The sequence below is a fragment of the Parabacteroides sp. PM6-13 genome (assembly GCF_029892605.1).
In the GTDB taxonomy this organism is placed as follows: domain Bacteria; phylum Bacteroidota; class Bacteroidia; order Bacteroidales; family Tannerellaceae; genus QVMG01.
On the sequence record NZ_JARXWF010000001.1, the window covers coordinates 175,505 to 196,891 of the forward strand.

Annotated in this window: 15 protein-coding genes; all 15 read right to left on the bottom strand. The window is 47.9% G+C overall.

Going from position 1 to position 21,387, the window contains the following annotated elements; translation table 11 throughout:
- Positions 1-4: 4 nt before the first annotated feature.
- On the bottom strand, positions 5-1,552 hold the full coding sequence (locus tag M2134_RS00695) for an alpha-N-arabinofuranosidase (RefSeq protein ID WP_280749476.1): 1,548 nt from the start codon (positions 1,550-1,552) through the stop codon (positions 5-7).
- 39 nt (positions 1,553-1,591) lie between these two features.
- On the bottom strand, positions 1,592-3,478 hold the full coding sequence (locus M2134_RS00700; RefSeq protein WP_280749477.1) for an arabinan endo-1,5-alpha-L-arabinosidase: 1,887 nt from the start codon (positions 3,476-3,478) through the stop codon (positions 1,592-1,594).
- 73 nt (positions 3,479-3,551) lie between these two features.
- A complete protein-coding gene (locus M2134_RS00705) occupies positions 3,552-5,333 on the bottom strand; it encodes a bacterial Ig-like domain-containing protein (RefSeq protein ID WP_280749478.1) in 1,782 nt (593 codons plus the stop codon).
- A gap of 35 nt (positions 5,334-5,368) precedes the next feature.
- Entirely contained in the window at positions 5,369-7,120 is a 1,752-nt protein-coding gene (locus tag M2134_RS00710; RefSeq protein WP_280749479.1) for a RagB/SusD family nutrient uptake outer membrane protein, read from the bottom strand.
- 39 nt (positions 7,121-7,159) lie between these two features.
- The gene (locus M2134_RS00715) at positions 7,160-10,369 is read right to left on the bottom strand and encodes a TonB-dependent receptor (protein WP_280749480.1); all 3,210 of its coding nucleotides are present in this window, start codon (positions 10,367-10,369) and stop codon (positions 7,160-7,162) included.
- Between the two features lie 274 nt (positions 10,370-10,643).
- Positions 10,644-11,471 carry a lysophospholipid acyltransferase family protein gene (locus tag M2134_RS00720; RefSeq protein WP_280749481.1) on the bottom strand — a complete coding sequence of 276 codons (828 nt, stop codon included), beginning with the start codon at positions 11,469-11,471 and terminating at the stop codon, positions 10,644-10,646.
- A gap of 6 nt (positions 11,472-11,477) precedes the next feature.
- Positions 11,478-12,389: a CDP-alcohol phosphatidyltransferase family protein gene (locus M2134_RS00725; protein ID WP_280749482.1), complete on the bottom strand. Its 912-nt coding sequence runs from the start codon at positions 12,387-12,389 to the stop codon at positions 11,478-11,480.
- A 6-nt stretch (positions 12,390-12,395) separates the two neighbouring features.
- Entirely contained in the window at positions 12,396-13,124 is a 729-nt protein-coding gene (locus tag M2134_RS00730) for an SDR family oxidoreductase (protein WP_280749483.1), read from the bottom strand.
- Between the two features lie 7 nt (positions 13,125-13,131).
- Complete coding sequence (locus tag M2134_RS00735) at positions 13,132-13,599, bottom strand: adenylyltransferase/cytidyltransferase family protein (RefSeq protein WP_280749484.1); 468 nt, start codon at positions 13,597-13,599, stop codon at positions 13,132-13,134.
- Positions 13,600-13,713: 114 nt separating this feature from the next.
- Positions 13,714-14,820, bottom strand: a complete 1,107-nt coding sequence (gene pdxA, locus M2134_RS00740) for a 4-hydroxythreonine-4-phosphate dehydrogenase PdxA (RefSeq protein ID WP_280749485.1) — start codon at positions 14,818-14,820, stop codon at positions 13,714-13,716.
- A 31-nt stretch (positions 14,821-14,851) separates the two neighbouring features.
- Positions 14,852-15,874 (bottom strand): DUF4837 family protein, encoded by a 1,023-nt coding sequence (locus M2134_RS00745; protein ID WP_280749486.1) that lies wholly within the window; start codon positions 15,872-15,874, stop codon positions 14,852-14,854.
- A gap of 66 nt (positions 15,875-15,940) precedes the next feature.
- Positions 15,941-16,972 (bottom strand): 23S rRNA (adenine(2503)-C(2))-methyltransferase RlmN, encoded by a 1,032-nt coding sequence (rlmN, locus tag M2134_RS00750; RefSeq protein ID WP_280749487.1) that lies wholly within the window; start codon positions 16,970-16,972, stop codon positions 15,941-15,943.
- A gap of 172 nt (positions 16,973-17,144) precedes the next feature.
- A complete protein-coding gene (locus M2134_RS00755; protein WP_280749488.1) occupies positions 17,145-19,286 on the bottom strand; it encodes a SurA N-terminal domain-containing protein in 2,142 nt (713 codons plus the stop codon).
- Between the two features lie 102 nt (positions 19,287-19,388).
- Entirely contained in the window at positions 19,389-20,648 is a 1,260-nt protein-coding gene (locus M2134_RS00760; protein WP_280749489.1) for a hemolysin family protein, read from the bottom strand.
- On the bottom strand, positions 20,641-21,384 hold the full coding sequence (locus tag M2134_RS00765; protein ID WP_280749490.1) for an LPS export ABC transporter periplasmic protein LptC: 744 nt from the start codon (positions 21,382-21,384) through the stop codon (positions 20,641-20,643). Before M2134_RS00765 ends, M2134_RS00760 begins: the two co-directional genes overlap by 8 nt.
- Positions 21,385-21,387: the final 3 nt, after the last annotated feature.

Here is a 21,387-nt window from a genome sequence, read left to right on the forward strand (position 1 = left end):
TAACTTATTTCAATTCAATAGTAACCAAAGATTTTGCCGGCAGTTTGAAGCGCAACTCACCGTTCTTAAAAGAGGCACCCTTAAAAGAGGTCAGTGTCACCTCTTCGGGCTTGTCGAACGTATTGAAAGAACCAACATCCTTGGCTGTCAACAGCTGGCTGTCGGTGATCTTTCCTCCGGAGAGACCACGCACCGGACAGGTGATCTCGATATCTTTCGTCGGATCAATATTCACAAAAGAGATATGAACAGCCCCTTCGTTATCCTTAGAAGCAGTCACGCTCACCATAGGCATACGTTTGCGCTCGGAACGTCCAACAGTGCCGCATTTCACATCGGCCGGCAGCAGGGTAGCATCCTGGTGTACCTTATACATATCGAACACATGATAGGTAGGTGTAAGCATCATCTTATCACCTTCAGTGAGGATGATCGCCTGTAGGACATTGACCATCTGTGCGATGTTGGCAATTTTCACGCGATCGGCATGACGATGGAATATATTGAAAGTCAGTCCGGCAAGAATCGCATCACGCAGGGTATTCTGCTGATAGAGGAAGCCGGGGTTGGTGCCGGGTTCTACATTGTACCAGGCGCCCCACTCGTCGACCACCAGCTCTACGCGTTTCTGCGGGTCATACTGATCCATAATCGCCGAGTGACGGGTCAGGAGTTCATCCATACGCAGCGCATTTTCCAATGTGCTGTAATACTCATCCATGGGGAAACCGGTGGCGTTGCCTTTGTTTGTCCAGCTACCGGCATAGGTGTAATAGTGCAGGGAGAGACCGTTCATCTGTCCACGAGGAATATTTTTCATCAGCGTTTCCGTCCAACGGTAATCGTCGACATTCGGTCCTCCGGCAATTTTGTAAAGACGGTTGTCGCCATAATTGCGGCAGTAGGTGGCATACCGACGATAGTTTTCGGCATAGCCTTCGGGAGACATATTACCACCACAGCCCCAGTTTTCATTTCCTACACCCCAGAACTTCACCGCCCAGGGCTTTTCGCGTCCATTTTCCCGTCGCAGGTTAGCCATCGGGCTCTCGCCGTCGAAGGTGATATATTCAACCCATTTCGACATCTCTTCCACCGTGCCGCTACCCATATTACCACAGATATAAGGCTCTGTCTCCAACAGTTCGCAGAGATTCAGAAACTCATGGGTACCAAAACTATTATCTTCAACAACGCCTCCCCAGTGGGTATTAACCATTTTGGGACGTTGCTCGCGTGGACCAATCCCGTCTCTCCAATGGTATTCGTCGGCAAAACAGCCACCCGGCCAACGCAGGTTAGGTATTTTCAGCTGCTTGAGAGCCGCCACCACATCGTTGCGTACACCGTTCGTATTAGGGATGGACGACTCCTCTCCTACCCAGATGCCTCCGTAGATAGATCGTCCCAGATGTTCAGAGAAATGGCCATAGATATGGCGACTGATGGTATGGGTGCCCAGATCGGCATTGACAACCACCTCTGCTTTTTCCTGCGCGGAGAGCGAGAGTGTCATCAGGGTACAGATACCTAAGATAATGCTTTTCTTCATAACTCTATTTTATATTTTTAGTGTGTATTGTGTAAATGACTAACGTTTCTTTCCCCAATAGGTTTTTTTCCCGGCATACCCGGCAAAGACGATCGTATGGGTACGGGGAGATGCCTCCCAATCGGCTTCGCGTTGCAGACAAAGCTCGATATTATTGATTGTCAGCGTACTGTTTGTCGCATTATAGCTCCATGCGGCTCCCTTCCAGGTGCCGGAGCTGACAGTATGGTTGGCATCTAAAGTGATGGTTGTCGCCTCCTTTTGACGTGCATACTGATACTGCAAATCGATCAGTTCCCAGTCGCCTAACAGTTCCGCTTCGGAGATGGCAACGTCGGGCACCGCCCCATAGCGTTCGGGCATAACCACGGGCCAGCCGTCGGATGTCCAACGGATGGAGCGAACATGTCCCATCATGATGGCGTTGCTGGCATTGATACCCGGCACATCGTGAGGCATACGTCCCTGTGAGGCATAATACCAATTGCCGTTACCATTGTTGAAAACGGCACAATGCGATATACCTACCCAGCCATACCCTTTACTGAATTTGTAGGGATGCGTTACAACGGGATACATATCGGCTCCGGCAGAGACATTGGCACCATCGATGCCCAGGTAGGGACCTGTTATGTTCTTCGAGCGAGCCACGCGAGTGTTGTAGGCTACCGACAGTTCGTCATACGCCATAAACAGGTAGTAGTAATCGGTTTGGGGATTGTAGACAATCTCCGGTCCTTCGGATGCTTGCCAGCGATCGCCTGCCCGACGGGTAGCAATCAGTTGACCATAAGGAGCTATATCGGCATCCGTACCCCAAGGATTAGGTAATGTCGCAATGGGTTTTCCCGAAGCAGCATCTACCTCAACAATGGCTATACCACTGTGCCATGAGCCGTAGACCAAGTAATGTTTTCCCTCTTTGTCGACAATATAACTTGGGTCGATAGCATTCCATTTGAAGTAACAGTTTGCCCAATTATCGGCCTTCACTCTGAAATTTAACCCTTTGTCCGAAGCGTTTGTAATGACATATCCTTTATCTTCCCATCCATCGTTGTTGGAGGGATCACTGTTTTCCATCAGACCGATGAAAGCCCGTTCGCTCCAAGTGCCATCACCATCAATAAGCCCGGGACAAACAATGCAATAATACATACGATAGAGTCCGTTTTTCACTTTGTAAACACAAGGTGCCCAATAGCCAAAATCGTTCACGTTGGGTTGCACTTTGCCCAAGCCCATATTGCCACGAATCTCGTTTAACTTAGGAATTACCCAACCGGGAAGCGTCGACATGGTGCCTCCCAAGTATTCCCAGTTTACTAAATCTTTAGATCGACGTCCGTGAAAATGCCCACCTGCTACGTGCGCATTCCCATACGAGGCATCTGTTTGATACATATAGTAGTAGCCATCTTCTGCCAATACAACCGTAGGGTCGTGCACATTGGCCAGATTCCACTTATCGCGTTGGTTCCAACCGGCAATAGAGGTATAGTTGTCGGCATAAGTGGGTGCCACATAGTTTTCAAGTTGTTCGTTAAGGCCTAAGCTTTCGGTGGTTGCCGTGAGCAGATCCGAGTAGATGTAACGGCTGTCACTATAGACATAAGCGCGGATATGGTAAGAGGTGTTGCTCATCAGGCCGGAGATTGTAGCCGTGAAATTATTGTCGGCATCCACCACGTTGTCTTTGATGGTTGGACTTTGGGTGTTAACGCTATAGCAGAATCCCTTCTTGACCACCTGATTGGCACCGCTGATGACCGACGAAGCGACAGTCAGCGAGGCACCTGTGGTTTCGGTTACCGTCGGAGTACTTAGGGTTACCTCTCCGTTTTCGATCTCACTGCCGCTATCGGAGCAAGCCGCGAAGGCGAAGAGAATCGGCAGGAATATTATAAGGAATAATTGCTTTTTCATTTGTATGAAGTAAAGTTCCATGCCGTCCCTCCTACGAATCAGAGGAACGGCATGGGTGATATAGAATATTTAGTTATTTAGCTCCGAAGACAAGATGAGACCCGTCGACAGTCAATGCGAAGTTCAGATCGCTGGGATCCACAGTGTTGATACCTAAATAGCACTGTGTAGAGGTGGTTCCTGTTGTACCCTCCATCACGGCCTGGATATCGGCGGTGCTATTACCACAGTTGGTCACGTAAACCGTCACTTTAGCTCCATTCATACCGGCCAGCCAGGTAGCCCAGTCGCCTTGTGTTCCTACAGGGAGACAAGCGGCATATCCGTTGCCCCATCCATGGTTGTCGGCGCGAACCACGCCATATTCGGCCAGATCGGCTTTGCGGAGAATCACCACGAAATTGTTCCAGTTTGCTGCCAGACTGCTGTAGTTGGTGAAGGTGATACTCTTTGTTTCACCCACCGGCACGTTGAAGTCATCAGAATGAGCTCCCCAGAAGCCTGTTGAGTTGTCTTCGGCTCCTACCACATTGGCAGAGTTGGTCACAGCAGAAGATGTTGACTCGGACACGGTCACCTTTACGGTTTGGGTAATTCCTCCATCTGCGGTAATGGTAACAGTATGAGTACCGCTCTTCGCTGCTACGGCAGAGAAACGGAGTTTCGCATTGTCAACAACTCTTGAAGTTCCGTTAGCGTAAGTGGCCGTAACCACCATGCCCGTCGGATCGAACGCCATTGTGCGGTCTGTCAACGTTTCGGTAGCCGCCGAGGTGTAATAATAATAGCGTGTATTTGAAGGCTGAGTAGTCACCTCGATCGATACAATCTTTTCCACCACTTCAAAAGTAGCATTCGCCAAAATCGGCAGATCGCAATTCTCACCCTTGAAGGTCTTGTTGTAGATAACCACAAGCGTTTTCTCGCCCAGTTGTTCCATATCGGGGATAGCAGAGAATTGGAGTTCGGAAGCTTCAACCGTCTTCGTCACTCCCTCTTCAAAGGTAATGATAGCAGAAACATTCGCCATAGCATCTTCGAGCGAAGTACCGATATTGACCATGTCGGGTACATTCAACAGCTCCATGGAGAGGGGGTTCTTGTCTTCGGCAGAGGTCAAGCCACCGATAGGCACGATATTGGTCTGCATGAAGTCGATATAAGAACCTTCGGGAACCAGGAAGCAACGGATATTGGTGTTACTCTCGTCCGCGTTCAGATTGGCTTCCTTGTAGGGTTGCTCATACGTCTTAGTGGCTTCGCTGTTGCTCATCTTCACGAAGAAAGCACTTGCGCTGGTACGGTCTACGGTAAGCGTAATCTTACCTCCCAATCGCTGTATGTTAGCATCCGCATTGCTCACAGGATCGAGAAGCAACGTGCCCGAGATATACTTGAAATCGATATGATCACCCCACTGCGAATTGAATTCTTCAGGCTTACCCGTGACATCAAAGCGGATAGCTCCATATTCGGTATATCCCGCACCTCCGCGATCCACATCGTTGGTGATGATAAGGGCAAAATTCTTGTAATAGGTATTGTCGCCCGGGTTGATGTGGAGGTTGAACACCGCGTTCCACTTCTCCCCATCGGGTATCACGTAATACTTAGAGAAAGAAGACCAAAAGCCGGATGTATAATCCGTATTCCCGAAGGTGTACACATCTTCCTGCATGCCTTCAAGCACCTCTTCTTCCGGATCTTTCTTCGAATCTTCAATTTCCTGGATCTTATCGGAAAGCCAGTCCGGGGCGTTTACTTCGTAAAGCTCGCCGCCCTCACAGCTTGTCAATACCAGCAACCCGAAGGTTAGGGCACAGCAAGCGTATATTAATTTTTTGAATAATCTCATTGTCTTAATTTTTTAAGAGTGTAATTGATTCTTGTTTATTTATTTAGATCTACCACCGGACGTACTTTCCAACCCTGGCTGGTGAAATAAGAGGAGTTATCCGTACTATAGTTAGCGGAATTACCATCCAGATTCGGGTTGTTGTATAATAACCGCTGTACAATAGGCAGGAATTCATGTCCTGGCAGGTAGGTATCGTAAGAGCTCTTCAGTTCTGGATCGGTTGAGATATCACTATAGCTCACCGGATTCTTTGTTCCCTCTACGGTGCGGCGTACCACGGCGTGTTCTTTGAGTTGCTGCAAGCGGTCGTTATTGTAGAAGAATCCCCAACGGATAAGGTCGAAGCCGCGACCAAACTCACAACCGAACTCCTTCGGACGTTCCACGTTGGCAATCTGTTCGAAGAGCTTATCGGCACTATTGAAGTCACTGAGTTTCAGGTCGGCGAGATTAGCACGATTACGCACCTCATTGATCCAGTCGATTGCCTGCTGTGTAGGACCGTTTACTTCGTTTTCGCATTCAGCGGCACGCAACAGCACATCGGAATAACGCATCATGCGCAGGTTGATACCATTACGCAAACCTGTCACAACGGTACTGTAGAGACCAGTACGGAGATTCGTATTTTTGGCAATCGGCAGACCTCCGTAAATGTTGTTGGTCACAATATTATCGGTTGCCCCAATCGCGTGTGTATAAGCCACATTACCAAATTCGAAATCCGCCCAATCGGGTTCGTAGGTTCCGATAGTCCAATAAAGACGGGGGTCGAGTGTTCCCTTCGTGGTGCGCTCCGCTTTGAACAGATGGTAAAGCCAGGGAGATGCTGAGATGTCGGCCCAACCACCATAGTTGCCGGGAGCGAAGTTACTCTCAACAGCCGATCCTTGTGTAGCATTCGGGCTGGTATTCACCGGAGTCCATTCGTCGTCGGTGCCTTGCGATCCATAGTCGAGGAACTGCACTTCGAAAAGGCTCTCCGCGTTGTTCTCGTAAGCCGGACCTTGTTGGAAATTATCTCCATAGTTATTCATCAGTTTATAAGCGCCATACTTCTTACCAATGATGTCTTTCAATACCGGGAGTGCCTCGCTGTATTTCTGACGCATCATAAGAGCGCGGGCATAATAGCCTGCCGCCGCACCGCTGGTAGCACGTCCACCGGCCCATTCACCGCCTTCATCGCGAGAAGGAAGCAATTCCATCGCTTCTTTGAAATCTTTTTCTACCTGGTCGAATACCTCATCGTAGGTGCTGTTGGCACCATAAAGTCCGTCGAGCGAGGAGTAAGTGGCGTAGTCCGTAATAAGGGGCGGATTCTGATAATACCCTGCCAGGTTGTAGTACGACAGCGCGCGTATGAAAAGCATTTGTCCTTTGATGCGTTTCATCTTCTCAGAAAGCTGACTGTTATCTTCACCACAACGAGAAATAGCGAAGTTACATACATTGATGGTGTAGTACCATTCGCGCCAGGGCCACCACGTAATATCTGAAATAACTTCCGCGTTCATATCATCGAAAGGCAGGTACCATACTTGTGAAGAGTTCCAGGCTTCATCACCACGGCATACGTCGATGGTGTAGCCCACACGCGCATAAGAGCCCTCCATACGGAGGTGGTTGTAGGCGGCAATCACGGATTCCTCCAGATCATCGGCATTAAAGCCGAAGGTACTTGAGGTTTGCTGGTTGGGATTCAACAGGTTCAGCCTGTCACTGCAAGAAAACAGTGTGCTAAGTCCCAAAAGGAGAGCAAGTGAATATTTATATAGTTTCATAAAATATATTTTTAATTTTTTGATACCAGATAGAAGCGATTAGAATGTAAAATGAAGTCCACACATGAACGTGCGCGCGGTAGGATAAGAACAGAAGTTATATCCCGGAGTGAATGTTCCTCCCGCATAGTCGACATTATAACCTTTATAGCCGGTGAATGTATGAAGATTCTGTGCTGACACATAGAGACGTACATCAGATACATAATTGCCAAACCAACTGTTCGGGAAGTTATAACCCAATTCGATATTGGCAATCTTCCAGTAGGCCGCGTTCTGAATCTTGCGTGAGCTGAAGAGGTCGTTCCAACCCATGCTGGCACTGTTGGTCACATAAGTACGTGGCACGTTAGAGAGATAAGTGCTGCCATCTTCGCTCCAGCGGTTTGCATCGAGCATACCTACCTCTTTATTTCCCCAGCCGTAAGCAGAGTTAAGCGAGTTGTAGATGTCATCGCTGACGTGATAGTTCAAGGCGCCGAAAGTAGCGATATTCAAGTCGAAACGTTTGTATTCAAAGCGAGCGCTAAGACCGAAGTTCACCTTAGGCATACCGCTGCCCAACACCACCTGGTCGTCGCTGTCTATTCTACCATCGGGCACACCGTCCGGGCCACTCACGTCCTTATAGAGCAGGTCACCCACCTGGGCACCCTCTTGAATGGCATGATTATCCAGGTCTGCCTGCGTACGGGCAATACCATCATACACCCAGCCGTAGAACTGACCTATTTCCTCTCCTACATTGGTAATATAGGCTCCGGAGATATAAGAGTCGGTACCAAAACCTAACGAAGTCACTCGGTTGCGCAATGTAGTGAGGTTGGCAGACACTTCATACTTGAAGTCGCGGTCGCGGTTGCGGTAGGTTGCCGAGAACTCAAAACCGGAGTTGTTCATCGAAGCGGCATTCATTGTAACGGTGGTATTGGATACACCGGCTTGTTCCGGAACAGGTACAGCATACAAAAGGTCTTCACTGGCATTCTTATACCACTCGGCCGTAAACTCCAATTTATTGCTAAACAAGGCGAGGTCGAGACCCACATTGTAGGTTTTCTTTTTCTCCCATGCCAGGTTATTGTCTACGAAAGTGGAAACGGCAGAACCGGTCACTACCGTACCGTTGAAGTTGTAAGTCATATTGTTACGCGACATAACCGCCTGATACATATACTCACCGATATTCTCGTTACCAAGCACCCCATAGCTGGCGCGCAACTTGAACATATTCACGGTGTTTATATCGAATGGGAAGAAACTCTCTTTATCGAAACGCCAACCCGCGGAGACAGAGGGGAAAGTACCCCAACGGATATTGCTGGAGAGGCGTGAGCTACCATCGCGGCGTACGGTTGCCGAGAGCAGGTATCTGTCATCGTAATTGTAGTTGACACGACCAATGTACGACAAGATAGCATGTTTGTATTCGTAGCTTTCCGAATAGGTAGTCGAAGCATTCTGTAGCTGTAGGAAATAAGGCTCCGTGAAATTGATACCCCATCCGGTCAACAGATCGGTGTTTTGTTCCTGGTAGGTCTGCCCTGCCACTACGTTGATGTGGTGCTTGCCCATCGTACCGTCGTAAGTAAGGATATTCTCTATCAACGCGTCCGAATAATCGCGTGATCCTTTGGTCAAGCGTTCGTTGCTCTTGGCCAAGTACACACGGTTACTTTGTACCCAGGCGGGAATCCAGGTAAAGTCCTTGGCGTGGGTCTTGCTGTAAGAGAGGTTGGCTTTATAGTTGAGCTTATGATTTTTGCTATCGACACTAATCATCTTGAGGAGATCCACATCGGCCGAAGCGGTTCCCACGAAGCGGTCTACGCGGGTGTTGCGCTGCAATAGGTTATTTACCAACAACGGGTTGGAAGCGGAGATATCACCATGCACGGTATCGTAATAAACACCATAACCGTAAGCGTCATAATTGTAGTTGTTAGCGATTCCTACCAGGTTATCCAGTACCCATGTGTCAGAATCATACGCCTTGATGGTAGGCTGCATCAGCAGGGTACCACGCAATACGTTGGTTACGTCGCCATACAAACCCTGAACATATTCGGAAGCATTCGACAAGCCCATGTTATCCTGGTTGGAGTGCGAGTAAACAAGACTGGTTTGGAACTTAATAAACTTAGTATCCATGGTGTTGTTGACACGCGCGGTATATCGTTCATAGTTAGGACCGGCTCCTTCGAGCGTCCCTTTTTGGTTGTAATAGTCTAATGATATATTATAGGTATTATTGGCGCCACCTCCGGAAAGGTTCACGTTGTGGTTCTGACGGATACCTGTCTTGAACACTTCGTTAAACCAATTGGTATTGGTGTCGTCCTGGAACTGATATTTCCCGGTTGAGCTGTTGAGCTGGTATCCCGATGGCAACGGCGTGTTGGAGTTCGCGGCCGCCTGACCGAGGTACTGACTGTATTGGTCAGCATTCATCACGTCGTAAACGTTACTCGGAATATTATCCACCCCGAAGTATCCGTTGTAGTTCACCCGCAGCGGCTGGTCTTTTTCTCCGCGTTTAGTGGTGATGATAATCACACCATTAGCAGCACGCGAACCGTAGATAGCGGCAGCCGAAGCATCTTTCAACACCTGGATGGTTTCAATGTCGTTTGAAGAGAAATCGCGGATAGATGTTCCCATCGGAATACCGTCGATCACATAAAGCGGAGAGGTATCGCCGAAAGAACCGATACCACGGATACGAACGGTAGGATCAGCACCGGGCTGTCCGTCAGAGGTCACTTGCACACCCGACACCTTACCTTCAAGCATGGTGGAGATGTTGGAGTTTGATGTCAATTTCAAAGCGTCCGCGTCTACGACCGAAACAGAGCCGGTTAAGTCGGACTTCTTTTGTGTACCATAACCAATAACCACCACCTGATCAAGCATCAGATCATCCGATTGTAACTGAATGGTTTCAATAATGGCACGATTGCGAACAGCCACTTCACGCTCCTTGAAGCCCACATAACTGACCAAAAGGATAGCGTCGCCGGGAACCTCCAGTTCGAAGTTTCCGTCCAGGTCGGTAACGGTTCCGCCTTCTCTTCCTTTAATTCTGATGTTAGCCCCCGGTAGGGATTCACCCTGTTCGTCAATTACTTGACCACGCACCTTGATAGTCGGAGATTGTACCACAGTAGCCATGGCAGGTGTTGCATACAACGCCATGCCGCCGAAGGTACACAGACTAAGCATTACGGAAAGAAATAAATGTTTCCTCATCTTAAAAATATTTAGGTTGTGAAATAATAGATTACATTATAGGTTAATAATATTTCTTAACAAATCGTTCACAAACATAACATACACACCCAATAGCGGGGTGTACATTTATCCGAATTGGGTGGACATTCAAAAGGTGGACATTTAGAGGGGAAATGTGGACATTTGTCCACCCGCGAAATCGCGCAAAAAAAATTCTCACCCGGGTGAGAATTTTTTCTCATGCGGGTGAGAATTTTTTTAGCCCCCTAACAAGGTGTCAAAAAAGCGCCTGTTATTTCTTGGCGTTGTAGGTGGATTGGTAGAGAAAATCGGCTACCTCTTCGTCGGTCATCTGCTGGATCTGCTCCGGCGTGATGGGTTCGCCCAGGTAGACATCGACAGTACGCCCACGCTTATTAAAGGCTTCCGCCGGCATACGCAACGTACGGATACGCCAATCAATGGTGCCCAGCCAATAGAAGAAACGCGTATTCAGGAAATCGAACAAAACAGGGTAAATAGGCACTTTAGACTTACGGATCAATCGAATCACGCTATGTGTCCAGGGGAGATCGACTATCTTCTTCTTTTCCTCATTATACATCGATACGGCTCCTGCCGGGAAAAATCCCATCGGATGCCCCTCTTTCAATCGTTGCAGAGACAGACGGACACCGTTGATATTGACAGGCGCGTTCTCGTCCTGCTTACTGGATTCAGGCACAACGGAAATAAAATTGTCTTCCATCGCTCCTATCCGTGTCAGAAAACCGTTTACCATCACTTTAAAATCAGGACGGTATTTGGCAAAGATGTCGATCAGGATAATGCCGTCCAACGAACCGATCGGATGATTCGAGACAGTCGCAAAAGCGCCTTCCGGAAGATCTTTCAACAACTCTTCGTTATGTACCTTGTAGTGCAGATCGATCAAAGGATCGTTCAACAAAGCGGAGGTGAAATCAGCTCCCCGAAGATGACAGCTGTTGGAATGAACCCTGTTTACTTTATTTACTCCCAACCATTTGAGAGTTAGCTTTCCCAGAAATGTACCGAATTTAGACTTGAAAAACGGCACCATTTCCTGTAGGTCATAGATGTCTATTACAGTCTTTTTCATAATGATCTATACAAAAGATGCACACATTTTTTCGTGCTTACGCATCCCAATGACTAATATACAGTTCAGAACTATTATTTCATATAAGTAATATACCCAGACAAGCGTCGGCGACACAAAAAAGCCGGACAAGACAACTAGAAACATAAAAATCGTGCGTCCGTTGAATGTCAGCAGGTCAATATAGCGCGACATGATGCGTTTGCTCTGTCCGCGGAATGAGAGACGTATCTCTTCCGGGATATCATCGCCATAACGCGCCTTCAGGCTCGCCAGCATGCGTTGCAACTGAGGCGTTGCCTTCATCTGCACCAGCGTGTACCAACGATAGAAAAAATAAAACACCTTATTGACACCGGGCTTCATAGCGGCATAGATGGCATCGACATCGTCTACGGTTTGAAACTCCTTCCCCTTCTCCTTGCTGATGAAATAGAGATGAAGGGTTTTATAGTAGTCGGTAATATTGGCCTGCAACAGATGAGACAAGGCCGACAAGACGGCTAAGGCAAAAAACCAATAGGTGCCGTATAAATGAGACAAACGCAGGGCGAAGCCGATATAAATGGAAGCAAACCAGATATCACCCGCCACCCCGTCGAGGATGCGCCCGATCTCCGATTTGATGCCGGTCATACGCGCCAACTGTCCGTCGACACAGTCTAAAATATTCGCGCACACCAGACACAGGATGCCGAGGCAGTTGTAGTAAATATTCTCGGAATAGAACAGAAAGCCGGCAGCAGCGCCGACAAAGATAGAAATAACCGTAATCGTATTCGGGGTAACACCTGTCCCTTTCAAGGCACGAGCCAAGGAGAATCCTATCGGACGATAGAAGATCCGGTCTATTTTGTTTTCTGTTTCGATCGATTTGAGTGACGATTCGTATTCTTTGCGTTTATCTTCTTTCTTCATTCTTTGTTATTTATAGGAATATCCCCCGTCGACCACGATCACCTCTCCGTTCAGGTAGTTGTTTTCGATCAACATCTTATAGACCTCGGCCAGTTCGCCCGGCTCACAGAAACGGTTGAGGGAGATTTTATTTTCGATATTGCGGCGTATCTCCGCCGGTTTGGTTTTCTGCCATTCGGTATCCACAAAGCCGGGAGCCACGCCGTTCACACGGATATCATACGGCGTAAGATGCTTCACCAGGTTGCGCACCAAGGCATGCACCGCGCTCTTGGTCGTGCCATACACCAACGAAACGGAATGCGGATGCACCCCCATAAGCGATCCGGTAAAGACAACACTTCCGCCCTTACGGATGCGGCCTACTATGCGTTGCAGGAGAAAGACCGGATAATGCACGTTGGCAAAGAATACCCGCTCCCACTCTTCCAGCGACATTTCTTCGAACGGATCGCGGCAGGTAATGCCCGCGTTGAACACCATCGCGTCGAGTAGGATATCGTTTACCTCCAGAAACTGACCGACGACTTCGATAGAGGCTCTGTCGGTACTGTCGGCTTTCAGCGTTAATACCTTCACGTCATAGCCCTCTTCCAGCTCCTGCCGGGTCTTTTCGGCAGACGCCTGATCAGACCCATAAGTAAGCAACAAAGAGTAACCGCTCTGTGCCAGACAGATCGCTACCGCCTTACCGATACCTTTGGTACCTCCGGTTATGCAAACATACTTATTCATAGATTCGTTATTTCTCGCCCAACCCTTCGATCTTCACAGGCTTGGCCTGGCGTTGCGACTGGAGGGTTGCCTCATAACTGTCGTGAATGGTTTTCTTTAGATTGGAAGAAGAGACACCTGTGCCGTAAGGGAAGTAGAATACCTGTACACCCAGGTCTTTCAGGTAATCATATTTACCCCACCAATCATCGCCTACGACAAACGCGTCAATATTGAGCTTCTTCACGATCTCCGTATGATCCAACGTATGCTGAGGGATCACGATATCGGGCGTCTTCAGGGCTTCGATGATCTGCAAGCGCTCATTGAAAGGAATGATAGGGGGCGCCTTATAGGAAGAGACCAACTCGTCCGAGCTAACACCAACGATCAGAATATCCGCCAACGCGCGGGCATAATTAATCATCCGCAGATGATTGTAGTGGAACATATCGAATGTTCCCGAAGTATATACGATTGTTTTATCTTTAAACATGCCAAACTTTTATTTTATCCGACAAACATACTGAAAAACTTCCTATCCGTAAAAGGAAAGTATTGAAAAGAGTCCCCATTCCATTGGGCGAAACACGGACAATACTGGGCTCAATCAAAGCGTTTCCGCGTCATCTCTGGTCAGGTCGAGCTTCACATTGTCTCCACCTTTGTCGAAGTATTGCTTCCGCAACGGATTAGCCGTAGCCTCTTTGTATCGTTTCCGATTCTGGTAAACATCCAAAGCAGCATACAATGCCTGTCGGAACGATTCTTCGGAGGCTTTGTTTTGCCCGGCAATATCATAGCCGGTGCCATGCGCCGGAGAGGTGCGAACGATTGACAAACCGGCCGTATAATTCACGCCCTCTTCCATAGCCAATGTCTTGAAAGGAGCCAAGCCCTGATCGTGATACATGGCCAATACGCCATCAAACGACTCGTACATTCGTGACCCGAAGAAGCCATCCGCCGCATAGGGACCAAAAGACATCACGCCTTTGCGCTCAGCCTCCTGCATAGCAGGTATAATAAGCTCCTGCTCTTCGTTGCCCAAAAGACCACCGTCACCGGCATGCGGATTCAGTGAGAGCACCGCGATGCGCGGCTTAATAACACCGAAATCTTTCTTCAACGCGGCGTTAAACACAACTAATTTGGTGATGATATCCTCTTGCTTCAACGTCGATGCCACCTGTGCCAAAGGGATATGGCCGGTCACCAACGCCACGCGGATATCGTTTGTCATCAGAATCATCAACGCCTTCTGGTCTTCCCGGGCGAAGTGCTCTTCCAGGTATTCCGTATGTCCGGGAAAATGAAACTGATCGTTCTGTATATTCGCCTTATTGATAGGCGCTGTCAATAAGACATCGATCACACCGCGTTTCAGGTCATTCACGGCAGCTTCCAAGGCATCGAAGGCAGCTTTTCCGGCTACCTCGGTCGATTGCCCCAGGTCTATCTTGGTCTCATCCGCCACACAGTTGATGATATTGACCCGATTGAGCCCCGCCTCTTCAGCTTTGGAGATCTGGCTTAGGTTCACAGGGGGCAGATCAAGCGTCTTACGGTGAAAGGCGGCGATCTTGGATGAGCCGTAAATAATAGGCGTACACATCTCCGCCAAACGATTATCACCGAAGGCTTTCAGTATCACCTCATAGCCTATACCATTAATATCACCCTGCGTGATACCCACTCTTATCATTCGTTCGCTCATGCTTCTTATTTGTTTATTCTTCTATTTCTTGTCAGGGAATGACAACCACCTCATTGGGTAGCTCTTCTTCACCCGGCAGACGTAACGTATATAATGCCGCCTCTATGCGGCGAATCGTATTTCGTTTATCGGTTTCAGGCGCGTAGACAAAGCCTTCCGCTACGACCACCCGGTTGTTGGCTTCATCCAGGCGGGCATGGCTCACAAAAGGCCCTCCCATCATATCGCCCTGCATACGCCATAAGCCACGCAACACCCCACAGTATTTTCCTTTCACAGTGATCGGCGAATAAAGGGGCTGCACATAGCGCGTTTCCGTTGTCATATAAGAGTTAGGGAAAGCACCCGGCATATAGAGCTTCATAATAGAATCGCGCTTATTGACCAGGTAGTCTTTGGTAAAGGTGTTTTCATCCCGGTAAGGGAAAGAATAGACGACCACATCCATACGGCTTGTTCCGGCATTGTTGGAGGCCCAGAAGAAATCAGCCGTATCGCGGTAGTAGGTTAAGTTATCCGGCACCTTCAATTCGGCATCAAATTTCTTTTTCACTCCTTCATAGACAACCTGACTGTAGGTCTTCTCGAACAAGGAGACAGCACGCGTCATTTCCTCTTTCACAAACTGATTAACAAGCACCTTGGGATTCTCTGTCAGGTAAGCAATCGCTTCGGCCTCTGTGGGCGCGTTAAGCGTAAGAATCAGCTGCCCCCGCGACCAGCGGTTGCGCTCCATATTGACCGAGACCTGTGTATAGGCTGTCGCGTCGATACGCAGAATCAAAAGATTGCGCACATAGGTCAATAATCCGTTAAAATTCTGAGGAGAGGCATAGGTGATACGCATAGAGTGCTCAACCTGGGGTAATCCGGGCACCTCCGATGCCAGATCGGCTTTCACCGCTTCGCCCACTTCCCCTTTCCAGAGCTGTTCGGTCATCGTAACGACCACCTCATAGGCCAAACCGGTTGAACTGGGTAAGACAGGCGCGGAAGAGCATGCACCTAACAAAAGGACAAACAAGAGCGAGATAATAATTGAATTCGTTTTCATATCTTTTCTTTTTTTATTGTTTCCTTTTATAGGATGCAAATATAACTCTTTTTCCATAAGCCTTTTCTATCTATTTTGATTCTTTTTCGCTGTAGAGAGAAGGCCACAAGCGGCCATGATATCCTCTCCGCGGGAAGAACGAATGGTACAGACCACGCCATGCGCATTCAAGGTATCCCGGAAAATCTCCATCTGCGCGAGATCCGAAGTCTCAAACGACTCACCCGGAATGGCATGAAAACGGATCAGATTCACCCGGCAGGGAATGCCTCGCAACAATGCCGCCAGATCCTGCGCATGCTGCCGGCTATCGTTCAGTCCTTTGAAAACAATATATTCAAAAGAGACACGACGCTGATGAGAGAAATCGTACTCTTTTATTTTGCGTAATACCTCCCGCATAGGAAAAGCCTTTTCGACCGGCATAAGGCTTAACCGCTCCGCCGGATAGGGCGAGTGCAGGCTCACCGCCAGATGACAATCACTCTCGGCCAGGAAACGCTCCAAGCCTTTTGCCACTCCAATGGTCGAAACGGTGATACGCTTCGGGCTCCAGGCGTAACCATACGGGGCAGTAAGAATCTCCAGCACCTTAAACAACTCCTCCGTATTATCCAACGGTTCCCCCATGCCCATGAAGACGATATTGGTCAGGCGTTCATACTCCGGAAGGGATTGTATCTGATTGAGTATTTCAGCCGCGCTCAGATGGGCCGAGAAGCCTTGCTTACCGGTCATGCAAAACCGACAATTCATCTTACAGCCCACCTGAGAAGAGACGCATAAGGTAGCCCGATCATCCGTAGGGATATAAACAGACTCCACATAATGACCCTCCCCTACGGCATAGAGATATTTGATGGTGCCATCCTGCGAATGCATAGACTCCGCGGGAGGGGTTGCGCCCACTTCGTATTTCTCTTCCAACAATAGGCGCTTTGCTTTGGGCAGGTTGGTCATATCGGAAATATGACATACACGCTTTTTATACAGCCAATCCGCCATCTGCCGGGCAGCAAACGAAGGCAATCCAAACTCCCCGGCTACTTCCGTGAGCTCACGCAGTGTCATGCCCAGCAAAACTCTTTTTGTATTCATATCGAAGCTTCTTTGTCAGCAAACAGCCACAACGTTTGTTGCGACATGCAAAGATACACAAAAAAGCCCTTACCGATGGCTTCTACCAAAGAGAGAGGGGCTATAAACAAAGATCGAGACCGGAATAGCTTCCGATCTCGATCCGATATCTTATAAAGATGTTTCCTGATTATTAATAGAAACGAACGCGATTGTCGACCACTTCCGCCTGATCAATCAGTTCCTGAACAGTCTGATAGCTAAAGCGATAAGCATTGGATCCGTTTACCGAAGCCATTTGTTCCGCTTCATTGTATTCGCCTTCAGCCTTGTTCTTCTGAACCACTTTAATCACATACACCCCATTGTTACCAATGATCGGCTCGCTCACCTTTCCTTCGGGCAACACAGCAGCCATCGCGTTGATCTTAGGTTCTGCACCTACGCCAGAGATACGACTGGTATTGAATCCGACAAACTTAACATCTTCTATCGTAGCGTTATTCATCGCAGCGGCGTAATCTTCCAGTGAAGAGAGATTCTTTGATTTCAGCTGTTCCGCGATAATCGCACCTTTCTTCTGTGCTCTGAGTTCATTTTCCAAGATAGGCGTAACAGAGGCCAAAGAACGATATCCTTCCGGAATGGTTCCCAGCATAACCGCTACAACAAATTTATCATCACACTCAAAGATATCAGACATATCGCCTTTCTTTGATTGGAATGCCCAACGAACCACCTGACGAGAGTTTTTGATAAGCCCAAGGGTCTGGTCGTTCTTTCCAAGGTTGAAGTTGCTCACCAGGTTATATCCTGCTTCCTGTGCGTTTTCATCGAACTTCGCCTGCGTATTGTTCACAGAGATGTATTGATTCAAATTGTTGTACAGGTTGCTATAGGTCTGAGAGCTCGGGGAAACAGTCATGCTGATGTTTGCCACTTTGTATTTGTCTACATTCGAGGTCTTCTCATTCACTTTCACGATATGTGTTCCGTACATAGACTTCACCACCTTGATATCGCCCGCGTTTGCAGAGAAAACAGCCGTTTTGAAGTCTTCGTTCACACCACGCAAAGCGGTAGCTTCCGTAAACCATCCCAGCAAACCACCAGCCTGAGCCGATTGGTCAACAGAGTATTGAGCAGCCAATTCAGCGAAATCACCTTTATTTTTCAAAACACCCACCAAGCTATCAGCCAAAGCAGCTGTTTGTTCATCCGTCATGCCTGCCAACATAATATGGCTCACGTTCACTGAGTCCGGTGCAACCACCTTGTCCACCAAACGGAACATACGATAGGTATTGCCAGAGAACAGCGGTCCTTCTACGTCGCCCACATTGGCAGTCGTCACAAAATGCTTCAGGTCTTCGTCACCGGTAAAGGCTGATGCAGAGAAGAAGGCATCCAGGTAAGGATTGTCAGAGTATTCATTCACCACTTCCGCTACATTCGTCGTAGAGGCAAATTCCGGTTTTACACTTTCGATCTCAGCAGATACTTTCGCAAAATCTTCTGCGCTTGGCACGATGTCTACAGCAATGTAGTTGATCACCTTCGCTTCTGTTTGTTTGTAAGTCTCTTTGCGTTGGTTATAGAGTTTTTCCAATTCACCCTTGGAAATCGTAATCGTTGAATCCGGAATAGTAGAATAGGGCTGCATCACATAAGCGATATCGCTCGTATTGCTGTTACCTTCAAAATGATCTTTGGCATCCAATGCATTCGCAGAGATTGCCTTTGTCATCAAACCAAGATATTTCTCTTCCAGACGTTGGCTCTTGAGGTTCTTTTCCCAGAACAACCAGAAGTTGCGCAATGACAACAGCTGTGCCTGTTGCTCTACCGGATAATTCGCGATATTATCATCGTCGATCATCTTCAGGAAGTTCAACAGTGCCGTCTTATCAAACTGACCTGCCTCATTCATAAACATAGGCATTTGTTGAAGCATCGGTGAGATGTTCTCTCCCTGAACCATATCAAACAGTTCTTCCGGACTTACCACCATACCCAGTTTGTCGGTTTCCTCTCCTAATACCATTTCACGTACCATGGATTGAAATACGGATTCGCGCACCTGCGAGTTCAGTTCATCGGTCAGGTTAGCGTTACCCGATTGCATTTTATAGACTTCGATCATCTCGTCCATGCGTGCCTGATAATCCTGAATTGAAATTACTTCACCGTTTACAGATGCAATCTTTTCTTGAGTCTGTCGGAAATACGTTGAACCTGAGTTCAAAAAGTCACCAATGATAAAAGCAAACAATGCGACCCCTACAACAATGATAAGAAGTCCTGCTTTGCTTCTGATTTTTTCCAGCGTAGCCATGTATCTTTTAAATTATATTTTATTTATTTTATTAGTATTCTGCTTTTAAGGGTGCGAAGATACAAAAAAAAGAAAATGGAACACTATTTCTCTTCTTTTTTTTCATAAAAGCACCGTCATGCGCACCAGTTCAATCTTGGTAGCCGACACTTTGATGATCTTAAATGAGTATTTATCGATTACGACCGTTTCATTCAGCTTCGGAAAGTTTTGATAATGATGCAGTATGTACCCCGCCACCGTGGCATAGTCATCGGCTTCGGGTATATCCAACTGAAACATCTCATTCAACGTATCGATCTCCACCCGTCCGGAGAGCAGGTATTCGTCGTCCGACACCTTCTTCGCTATATGCGATTTAATATCGTGTTCGTCTTCGATCTCACCAAATATCTCTTCCACAATATCCTCCAGCGTCACAATGCCCGACGTACCGCCAAACTCATCGACGACCACCGCCAGACTCTTCTTATCGTGCATCAACGCCTTCATCAACTTATTAGCTGCCATCGTTTCGGGCACGATCGATACCTCCTGAATCTGCTGCCGCCAATCGTCCGGATGCTTAAACAATTCCGACGAATGAATATAACCGACTATATCATCGATATTCTCATTATAGACCACGATCTTCGACAGACCCGTCTCAATGAACTTCGTGCGTATGTCCTCTTCCCCCACCGTAAGGTCGCAGGCGACAATCTCTGTTCGCGGCACAATGCAGTCACGCAAACGCACCTTGGAGAAGTCTAAGGCGTTCTGAAATATCTTAACCTCCGTATCGACAGAGAGATGCTGTGGCGTCTCATCGATGGTCTGCTGGATAAAATAGTCCAGATCGACCTTTCCCAAAGTGCGATTCACCGAGGTGTTCAGATCCTTCACCCGCGCGATCCGCAAGAAGATGTAGGAGATGAAAGAGGCAAAGCGAGAGATCGGATAGAGCAAGATATACAATATCAACAGCGGAACAGCAAACAGATTCAAAGAGAAATTCGGATTCAGTTTGAATATTGTCTTCGGGATAAACTCGCCCACAAAGAGTATCAACAGCGTAGATATAATAGACTGTATCAATACAATCAACGCCTCAGCACTCACAAAGCGGGCGATCGTTGGCTCAAGCAATATAGCCATCTGCAACCCGTAAACCACCAGGGCGATATTGTTTCCCACCAGCATGGTAGAGATAAACTGCCCGGGATTACGGTAAAAGATCTCCAGGATACGGCTCGATAAAGTCTTCCGCTCCTTATCTAATTCAAAGCGCAATTTATTAGAAGAGACAAAAGCGATCTCCATGCCTGAGAAAAAGGCAGAAAAAACAAGGGATATAATGATATAGATAAGAAGATTACTCATCGCGCTCCATCAAGAGTACAGGTTCTACTTTTATTTCCTTCGAGACAGGAAGCACCTGGGGCGATTCGGACGAATCGTCACCATCGGGTTCCGGAAGCGCGACCATCTCCGCTTCATCGACACGGGTCGTATCGGCAGGCTGTTCTTCCGTGACAGGCACCGATCCCGTCGGACGGCGTATCACCCAGTCGGTCATATTCTGATCAGAGGAGAAGCCGATCCCATACAGATCCAGTCCGCTCTTCTCGACGATATGCATAAAGGCATCAGAATAGATACGTTCACCTTCCTGATCCCACCAAAGCGTGTCGGTCTCAAACCGCTCTCCGTCCAGATTGACCACCACCACATTTCCAATGGCTTTCGAGAGGTTCTTTTCCGTCCAATGATAGGCGGTATCCGCCTCGAAGCTCGCTTGCACATTAAACAGGGTATCAAACTGCTCTATATAGAGCCCCTGCGGGAAATAATAAAAGGGATCCGATGCTTTGTCGAAGACAAGCATCTCGGGGCTAACCACCCGATAGCGCGTAAGCCCGGAGTCGGATATCAAGGAAGAGATCTCCGTCGTACGCATCGTATAGGTATTTTCCGGATCAAACTCCACCGTAACCACCTCGCCTTTATCGCGGCTACACGAAGGATAGAAAGAAAATAAAAGAAGCATAACAACCACCCCAAAGGTAGTTGTTATGCCACTATTTTTCGTTTTACAAGTAAAACGCTCGTTTGTCATTTC